A 9,835-nucleotide genomic window follows, 5' to 3' on the forward strand; every position below is an offset into this window, starting at 1 on the left:
CAATTTTTGTGGAGAGAAAAAAGATGACGGGTTATTGACCATTTACATAAAAAAAACAGTAAACCGACTTTGTGATTTACTGTTTTTATATTCTTACTACAATTAAAAACAACTTGTACCATAAATGGACTAAACATTTAGACCATTCTTATCATTCTCTATTTTTATCACGTAAATTTTTAACACCATTTGCTATGCCCAATATCATAGCCATGAATGATATTATTGGCAGCATCTCTGTACTTCCACCATTAATAATACTCTTAACAAAAACCACAGCAGCGAGAACTCCTACTATTATTTGCAGTATTGATAAAAATAACATTGATTTATTACTCATTTTTACCACCCTTTTAATATCTTCTCACCGACAAACTAGTTGCAGACCATCCATATGCATAGTAACCATCTTTATGTAAATAAGTACTAGTATATTTTAATCCCACAGTTATTAATATTCCAGATTTACCTGAAACTGCATTAGCAAAGGCTGCTACGCCAAGTGCCCATGATACAAAATTTAGTCCAGGAATAAAACCAGAACCTAGTTTTTCTGCTATAGCTTTTGCCAAAATTTGTGCAGCCTTTTTTTTGGCGACAAAACTCAATGTTCCACCCACTAAAGATGGTGCTCCCATAGCTTCATTTGATATTTTAACTGTGTAAGTACGTCTTTCACCAACTTTAGCCTTAGGAGAAAAATCCCTTGGAACTATACCGGTATCCGCTCTATAGTATATAGTTTCTGTTATTTCAACAGGTACAATATTACCTTCTCCGTCATCTACATATACTGTATCCGTATTAGTCATAGTTTTTTTATTTAGCATTGCTAAATTTTTAGAATCTACTCCCTTTGCATAAGCTGCACTTGGTTAAATCACAGTGCATAGCATAATCATGGAAAGCATAACTGCTATATATTTATGTATCTTTTTCATAAAAGTCTCCTTTACAAACTTAAATCAATAACCTTATATGTAACAAATCGTCTAACTTAGTTATGTCTCCGTTTTTATACCTCTGTAAATTTTTATAGTTCACAAAATCACCTCTATTATTCTTCCATCATCTTCTTGGACTCTTCCACTACACGATTCTGGATATCTCCGGGAGCCTGCTCATAGCGAACGAAGTAGAAGGAAAAGCTTCCTGCTCCTCCGGTCATGGAGCGAAGGTCGGTATTATAAAGATAGAGGTTACTCATGGGAAGCTCAGCCTCAACCAGCTGCTTTCCGTCTCTAAGGGCGGTCATGCCCAAGATCTTTCCTCTACGCTTATTCAGATCTCCCATAATGTCTCCGGTAAAAGCATCCGGAACAGTAACGTTCAGGTGTGCAATCGGCTCTAAAAGCATGGGGCTTGCCTGAAGGAAAGCATCCTTAAAGGCCATGGAAGCTGCTGTCTTAAAGGCCTGCTCGGAGGAGTCTACCGGATGGTAGGAGCCGTCCAATAAGGTGGCATTTATTCCTACAACAGGATATCCTGCCAAAGGTCCCTTCTTGCAGGACTCTGCAATTCCCTTTTCTACTGCAGGGAAATAGTTTTTCGGCACAGCACCGCCGAATACCTGCTCTTTAAAAGTATAGGCCTGGTCATAGTCAAAGCTTGGAGAGAATTCCATAACAACATCTCCATACTGTCCGTGTCCACCGGACTGCTTCTTGTATTTGCCCTGGACCTTAACGGTCTTTTTAATGGTCTCTCGATAAGCAAAGCGTGGCTTTTCCAAGTTAATGGAAACATTGTATCTATCCTTTAAGCGGGAAGCCAAAACCTCTAACTGTTGTTCTCCGATAGCATAGATTAAGCTTTGTCTGTTTTCAGGATCAGACTGTAATCTGATGGTTCTGTCCTCCTCCATCATCTTCTGTAAAGCTGTGGATACCTTGTCCTCATCCGCCTTCTGCTCTGCACGATAGGCCATAAAGGTAAAGGGCTCGGAAAGCTTCGGTCCATGATAAAGGATGGGGGCATTACGAACGGAAATACTGTCTCCGGTTTCACTGATATTTAACCTCGCTACCGCACCGATATCTCCACTCTTTAATTCAGGCACTTCGATAGGGGTATTTCCCCGAAGGAGATAGAGCTTTCCCACCTTTTCCATGCTTTCTTTATTTACATTGTAAATCTCGGAATTGGGCTTTAATACACCGGTACAAACCTTAAATAGACTGTATTTTCCAAGGAAGGGATCTGCGATAGTCTTCCAAATCTTTGCACTGAGGCTCTTATCAGACTGGTACTTTGCTCTGAAGTGCTCTCCGGTAGAAGCATCCACACCGATGGACTCCAAAGACTCGGGGGAGGGGAAGTATTTCTCCAAAACCTGGAGCAATACATTAAAGCCCTGCACATTGGGACCGGATCCCATAAGAACCGGGGCAATCTTGCAGGCTTCTACATTCTCCCGTAAAGCGGCCTGAATCTCTTCTACCGTAAATTCTTCTCCGGCAAAATACTTTTCCATCAGTTCATCGGAGCTTTCTGCCACTGCCTCCAGTAAGGCGGAACGGGCAATGGTAAGATGCTTCTCCACATAGTCGGGAATAGGACAAGCCTCATATTCATTCATCTTTGTAAAACGTCTTCCGGCCATCTTTACCACGTTTACAAAGCCTACGAATTTCTCGTTTTCACGGATAGGAAGCTGGAATGGCGCTACGGACTTACCGAACTGCTTTTCCAGATCCAAAACCAGCTGTCTGAAGGAAGCCTTGTCATCATCCATATTGCTGACAAAGAACAGTCTGGGAAGGGCATTGGCTTCGCATAGCTCCCAAGCCCGTACCGTTCCCGGCTCAATCCCCGCCTTACCGTTTACCACGATAATCGCCGCATCTGCCGCAGAAACAGCCTCTTCCACCTCTCCTACAAAGTCGAAGTATCCGGGAGTATCCAAAATATTCATCTTCAGCTCTCCGGACTCTCCCTTATACTCGATAGGAATCACGGAAGTGGAAATGGAAAACTTCCGCTTCTTTTCTTCTTTATCAAAGTCAGACAGGGTGTTCCCGTCATCAACACTACCCATTCTATTAATTCCAGAAGTTACATAAGCTAATGCTTCTGCAATGGTGGTTTTTCCGGCACCTCCATGACCTAAAAGAACTACGTTACGAATACTGCCGGTTTCATAAACTTTCATAGATCCTTCCTCCTATTTCTAACAATGCAGTCTATTGCATGTCACAAGATATATAGTTGTATTGTATATGAAAAAAGGCAATATTACAAGAAAATCCGTTGTTTTGTATTATAAGTCAAAGAGGGACATCTGATTGGATAGGGGAATGTCACCTAGAAGCCCCAATTCATGGAATTTATCCGCAAAGGCCTTGGGGCAATGGGTTCTTTGGATAAAATCATCCTTGGAAAGGTACTTTCCGTACTTTGCTCCCTCTTCCAAGCCCTGAGCCACTGCCTCTCCCAAACCGGCAATACAACTGAAGGAAGGCATAATCTCTCCCTTTTCCGTGATTTGGAAGTCCTTAGCCTTCGCCTTGTAAATGTCTAAGGGGGCGAACTGTATTCCTCTGGCATACATTTCCTCACAAATCTTCATATCTCGAAGACAGAGCTGATCTGTTGCGGAAAGCTTCTCTCTGGCGGAATACTCCTTGATATGAAAACGAAGCTTCTCCACACCGAAGCACATCTTATCAAAGTCAAATCCGTCTGCTCTAACTGTATAATAGGCGGTATAGTATTCCTTAGGATAGAAAACCTTACAATAGGCTACACGATAAGCCATCATAACGTAGGCTGCCGCATGGGCCTTAGGGAACATATACTTGATTTTTTTACAGGCATCAATGTACCACTGGGGCACCCCATGCTCCAGCATATGCTCGCACCACTCGTCCTTTAAGGGCTTATGCTTTCTGGTGGCCTCCATAATATTAAAGCTTTCTCCCGGTTCCAAGCCCATGTGCATTAAATACACCATGATATCGTCACGACAGCAAATCGCTTCACGAAGGGTGGTTACTCCACTTAGGATAAGATCCTGGGCATTGTTCAGATAGACATCCGTTCCATGGGAAAGTCCGGAGATACGAATCAGGTCGGAAAGGTATTTCGGTTTGGTATCCTGCACCATTTGCATAGCAAACTGGGTACCAAACTCCGGAATCCCCAGGCAACCCAATTCCACCCCCTGAATATCCGCCGGGGAAATGCCTAAAGCTTCCGTGGATTGGAATAAAGACATCACCTCGGGAGAATCCAAAGGAATGTCCTTTACCGGATCCAATCCCGTTAAATCCTGCAGCTTTCGAATCATGGTAGGATCATCATGTCCCAGAATATCAAGCTTCAATAGATTATGGTCTATCTTATGGTAGTCAAAGTGGGTGGTGATAATGGGGCTTTCCGTATCATTGGCAGGATGCTGTACCGGCGTAAAAGTATTGATATCCTCTCCGTGAGGAAGCACCACAATTCCTCCCGGATGCTGTCCGGTGGTTCTTCTGATTCCGGTGATTCCCGCTACCAGACGATTCAGTTCTGCAGTTCTCTTCTTCTCTCCCCGCTCTTCATAAAATTTCTTAATCATACCATAGGCGGTTTTTTCAGCTAAAGTACCGATAGTTCCTGCCTTGTAGGTATTTTCCTCTCCGAAAATGGCTCCGGTATAGGCATGGGCCCTGGCCTGATATTCTCCGGAGAAGTTTAAGTCAATATCCGGCTCCTTATCTCCGTCAAAGCCCAGAAAGGTTTCAAAGGGAATATCAAAACCCAGACGGTTTAAAACCGTACCGCAGTGAGGACAGTTTTTACTTGGCATATCATAACCTGCCATACCGGAATAGGACTTTACCTCCTCCGAGTCAAAGTCCGTGTAGTAGCAGTTGGGGCAGACATAGTGGGGAGGCAATGGATTTACCTCGGTAATATGGGCCATGGTAGCGGCAAAGGAAGATCCTACAGAACCCCGGGAACCTACCAGATAGCCATCCTCATTAGACTTATCCACCAGCTTTTGGGCAATAATATACATCACGGAATAACCGTTAGAGATAATAGAATTTAATTCCGTCTCCAAGCGGTTTTCTACCATGGACGGTAAGTTTGGGCCATAGATTTTATGGGCAGTTTCGTAGCAAATCTGCCGTAAAGTTTCGTCTGAATGTTCAATAATCGGAGGACACTTGTCGGGCCGCACCGGCTTTATCGGCTCACACATTTTCATGATTTTCAAGGGATTGTCAATAACCACCTGCTTTTGGGTATTGCTGTCCAGATAGGAATATTCCTCCAGCATCTCCGTGGTACTTCTAAAAAAGAGTCTTGCTTCTCCTTCCTCATCTGTCATTCCCTTTGTAGCCAAAACGATTCTCCGAAGAACATCATTTTCCTCATCCGCATAATGGGCATCACAGGTAGCACATACCGGCTTTTTCAACTGTTCTCCCAAGGCAATAATCTTCTTATTATAGGCAATCAAATCATCTTCCGTTTCTGCGGAAAAACGATCTGATTCCAGCATATAGGCATTATTCCCTAAAGGTTGAATTTCCAGATAATCATAGAAGGAGGCAATCTCCAAAAGCTGCTGGTCATCCGCCCCTCGCACCATAGCCTGAAAAAGCTCTCCGCTGGAACAGGCTGAGCCGATAATCAGTCCTTCCCGATATTTTTTCAGCAAAGACTTGGGAATTCTCGGCTTCATTCGGAAATACTGCAAATGGGACAGAGAAACCAGACGATAGAGGTTAATTCTTCCAATATCATTTTTTGCCAGCAGGATAATGTGGTAGCTGGGGAGCTTTCGTACCTTCCCCACCTGATCCACCTCCAGACTGTCGATTTCCTCTAAGGAGCTAACGCCTCTTTGCTCTAAAAGCTCTAACTCTTTTAGATAAATTCTTGCAGTAGCCTCCGCATCATCTACTGCTCTATGGTGATGCAATAGCTCAATCTTCAATTCCTTGGCCACAGTATCCAGCTTAAAACGACTTAGTCTTGGTAAAAGCAGGCGGGACAAGGCCACCGTGTCAATCACCGGTGCTGAAAAGGGAAGATTTAAAGCCTTTGCCTTAGTGCTGACAAAGTGGTAGTCAAAATCCGCATTATGGGCAACCAAAATCGCATCCTTGGCAAAGTCCAGAAATTGTGGAAGCACCTCTTCGATGCCCTTGGCATCCATTACCATGGAATCATCAATGGAAGTTAATTGGGTAATTCGAAAGGGAATAGGCACACCCGGATTCACAAAAACATCCATCCGGTCAATGATTTTTCCGTTTTCAATCTTCACCGCACCGATTTCAATAATATGATTGACTCTCGGATCAAAACCGGTGGTCTCCAAATCAAAGACCACGGTGGTACTGCTTAAATCTCTCTTGCAAACATTTTTCACAATGGAATCCAGGTCATTTACCAGGTAGCCTTCCATGCCGTAAATCAGCTGTAAATCTTTCTGTCTTCCTATCTTTTTCAAATAAGCCATGGCATCCGGAAAGGCCTGTACCACACCATGATCCGTGATAGCCATGGCAGGCATGCCAAAATCCAGGGCTCTGTCGATATATTTTTCAATATCCGAAACCCCGTCCATATCCGACATCTTGGTATGTAAATGCAGTTCTACCCGCTTTTCTTTTTCTAAATCTTCCCTCTTTTTCCGGGTGAAGGAAGATTTCTTAATCCCCTGCACATGGGCCAGCTCCATCTCCTGGTCGTAGCTGTCATACTCCATGGTTCCCTTAATGCAAATGGCATTATCCTTTTTGAGAAAGGCTCTAGCCTCCTCCAAATTTTCTTCCTCCACAAAAATCTTGGAGGCTAAAGAATCCGTATCATCCGTAAAGGAGAAGCTGAAAATGGTTTTTCCCGAGCGAGTGGTTCTTTCATCCACCTGAATAATCAGGCCTTCCACCGTTACCAAACCGCCATCCTCCGAAATATCCTTTAAAGGAATGGGGGTATCGCTAAAGTCTCTGCCATAGTACACGTCACTATGGTCGGAACGCTTAAACTGGAACTTTCCTTTGCTAAAGCTTTTTTTCTCAAAGCCCTTCTTTTCAAAGGATTTTTCCCCGGAGCTTGTCTTCTGTTTAAGAGAATCTTCTGTGGATTTCTTCTCTAAAGTATTGTTAGCACTATTTTTTGCTAAACCGACATGAGTATTTCCTGCATTTTTCTCAGCCTCAAAGTCTTGGCCTTGTCCTGCAAATTTCTCTGAGGAGCTGTTTCCATCAGAAAGTGCGGAACTCTCTTGACTTAGTGAAGCTGCTTCCCCATCCTGTATTGCCCTATCTGCTGTTCCGGGATAAGCTGCACTTCCCTCTGCACTCGCATAAGCATCGGACAATCCATCTTCTGAATATCCCGGATTCCCGGAAGAAGAATACAGAGAGGCAATCGCCTTATCCTCTTCCTCCTCAGCCTTTTTCTTTGCCGGCACAAACCGGATGGTAAAATGGATAGGAACACCGCAACGCTCTTCAAAAATCTTTTGAATGACCCTAACACATTCCTTTTCTTCCTTTTGAAAAAGAATTTGTTCCTCTAAAATAAGAGAGAGACGATTGTCTTCTCTCCATTCCAGTTCTCCCTGCTTCATCATCTGATACAGGAGAATGTTTCTTTCCTTTAATTCCTCAAAAAGAGACTTTTCATAAAACTCATAAAGTACTTTTGCCGTATATTGGCTGGATAGATGAAAGCTTTCCCGGATGCAAATGTTGATTTTCTTCCCGATAAAGAGCTGCTTATAGATAGCCTCTTCCATTTCCCGAATATCACTTCGCTCCAGTAAATGATCGCTATGCAAATAAATACTCAGCTTCGACCTGTCTTTTTTCAAGGTGATTCTACTTATGGTGGTATTCAAAAACATTCCCCTTAAATGCTCCGATACCGTTAATTCCTGAAATACTTGAAAAAACTGCTTCATGCCTATCCTTTCTGTTTATTTAATCAGGGTATTTTTCTATTTCCTCCTTGAGGGCGGAGAGCAAAGCCTTCTCTTCCACCTTCCGAATCACTTCACCGCGCTTCATCAAAAGTCCTACACCCTTGCCCCCGGCAATGGCCAGATCCGCCTCCTTGGCTTCTCCCGGACCGTTTACCACACAGCCCATTACAGCAAGCTTTAAGGATTTATCCGGATAGGACTGGACCAGCTTTTCCACAGCATTAGCCAGAGAAATCAGATCAATGTCGGTTCTTCCGCAGGTAGGACAGGAAACCACATGGATACCACCCTTTTTCAGTCCCAGCGTTTCCAAGATTAGTCTTCCGCTTTTGATTTCTTCCACAGGATCTGCAGAAAGGCTCACACGAATCGTATCTCCGATTCCTTCTCCCAAAATCATGGCCAGTCCCATGGCAGATTTGATATTACCGGACCAAACCGTTCCGGACTCTGTGATGCCTACATGCAAAGGATAGGGGCAGGATTCTGCTACAATTTTATGGGCTTCCACCGCCATCAAAACATCGGAGGACTTCATGGAAAGCACCAAATTCTGATAGCCCATTTCCTCGACCAAACGCAAATTCGCCAAGGCAGACTCAGCAAGTCCCTGTGCAGTAACTCTACCCTGATATTTTTCCAAAACTTCCTTTTCCAGGGAACCGGAATTTACCCCGATTCGAATGGGAATCTTTCTTTCCTTGGCGCAGTCCACCACAGCCCGTAGCCTTTCCGAAGAGCCGATGTTTCCCGGATTAATACGGATTTTATCCGCGCCGTTTTCCATGGCAAGAATCGCCATGCGGTAGTCGAAATGGATATCCGCAACGATAGGAATGGGAGAAGCCGCCTTTATCTCCTTTAAGGCAAATGCCGCTTCTTTTGTAGGTACAGTAAGACGAATGAGTTCACAGCCGGCCTCTGCCAGTCTAAGAATTTGAGCTATACTTCCCTCTATATCCTCCGTCTTGGTATTACACATGGACTGTAAAACCACCGGATTTCCACCGCCGATTTTAAGTTTTCCTACTTCTACTACCCTAGTATCTTCTCTTTTGAACATAGTATTCCTTTATACAATAAACTTATGAGCTAAAATATTTCGAATAGGCTCCGGTCAACAAATTAAACACATCATTTCCGACAATCAATACCATAAGGGCTAGTAGAAAAACCATCCCTGCGGTATTGATTCGCTCCTCCCACTTGGGATTCAGTTTCTTTCTTGCCAGCATTTCCAAAAGAATGAACAGAAGTCGTCCTCCATCCAGGGCGGGAATAGGCAAAAGGTTCATTACCGCCAAACTTACGCTCAACATCATACTTAAGTTTAGTAAAACCAGTAGCATTACGAAAAATCCGTATTGGCTGGAGCTGGAAACACTTTCTCCGATAACCGCAACCGTTCCAACCGGCCCCATGACTTCCTGTCTGCTGACCTTTCCTTTACTAATCAACGCCAGACTGTCAATCACCACTCTGGCATTAAAGGCCAGTTCATAAAAGCTGTATTCTATAGTCTTTAAAGGGTTTTGAAACTTCACGCGCTCAGAGGAAAGAGCCACGCCCATACGATAAAGTCCTGTGGAAGGATCCTTATAGGCAGGGAACTGAAAACTGAGCTTTTCCCCATCTCGAAGAACCGTGAGACTGACTTCTCCTTCTTGCACCTCCTCCTTATGAAGTTCCATATACATGGCAAGCTCGGAGTAGCTATGAACAGTTCTTCCCTTGGCATTACCAATTTTAATGAAACGAATCTCATCTCCCTCCTGTAAACCGCTTTCCATGGCAGGAGTAGATACATTGGAGGCGGCAATTTTCGGAAGCTGTACCCCAATCGTTCCGGTGAGGAAAAGGGCAATCAAAAAGCCTAAAAGGAAGTTGTTGAAAACGCCGGCAATA

General features: G+C 43.8%; 6 protein-coding genes. All 6 read right to left on the bottom strand.

What is annotated here, in order from left to right:
* Positions 1-151 precede the first annotated feature (151 nt).
* Entirely contained in the window at positions 152-340 is a 189-nt protein-coding gene (locus tag ACO4PX_RS05670) for a DUF6637 family protein (RefSeq protein WP_485571939.1), read from the bottom strand.
* A 13-nt stretch (positions 341-353) separates the two neighbouring features.
* Complete coding sequence (locus tag ACO4PX_RS05675) at positions 354-812, bottom strand: hypothetical protein (protein WP_485571941.1); 459 nt, start codon at positions 810-812, stop codon at positions 354-356.
* A 245-nt stretch (positions 813-1,057) separates the two neighbouring features.
* Positions 1,058-3,151 (bottom strand): elongation factor G, encoded by a 2,094-nt coding sequence (locus ACO4PX_RS05680; protein WP_485571942.1) that lies wholly within the window; start codon positions 3,149-3,151, stop codon positions 1,058-1,060.
* Positions 3,152-3,259: 108 nt separating this feature from the next.
* Complete coding sequence (locus ACO4PX_RS05685) at positions 3,260-7,909, bottom strand: PolC-type DNA polymerase III (protein WP_485571944.1); 4,650 nt, start codon at positions 7,907-7,909, stop codon at positions 3,260-3,262.
* A 19-nt stretch (positions 7,910-7,928) separates the two neighbouring features.
* Positions 7,929-8,993, bottom strand: coding sequence for a flavodoxin-dependent (E)-4-hydroxy-3-methylbut-2-enyl-diphosphate synthase (gene ispG, locus ACO4PX_RS05690; protein WP_485571946.1), 1,065 nt, complete (start codon positions 8,991-8,993; stop codon positions 7,929-7,931).
* 22 nt (positions 8,994-9,015) lie between these two features.
* The coding region (locus ACO4PX_RS05695) for a site-2 protease family protein (RefSeq protein WP_485571948.1) at positions 9,016-9,835 on the bottom strand (820 nt) is incomplete at its 5' end.

It is taken from the genome of Oribacterium sp. (assembly GCF_057249185.1).

Coding starts and splice junctions, on each gene's coding strand:
- ACO4PX_RS05675 (WP_485571941.1), bottom strand. CDS start 812: ATGACTAATACGGATACAGTATATGTAGATGACGGAGAAGGTAATATT.
- ACO4PX_RS05685 (WP_485571944.1), bottom strand. CDS start 7,909: ATGAAGCAGTTTTTTCAAGTATTTCAGGAATTAACGGTATCGGAGCAT.
- ACO4PX_RS05670 (WP_485571939.1), bottom strand. CDS start 340: ATGAGTAATAAATCAATGTTATTTTTATCAATACTGCAAATAATAGTA.
- ACO4PX_RS05680 (WP_485571942.1), bottom strand. CDS start 3,151: ATGAAAGTTTATGAAACCGGCAGTATTCGTAACGTAGTTCTTTTAGGT.
- ispG (WP_485571946.1), bottom strand. CDS start 8,993: ATGTTCAAAAGAGAAGATACTAGGGTAGTAGAAGTAGGAAAACTTAAA.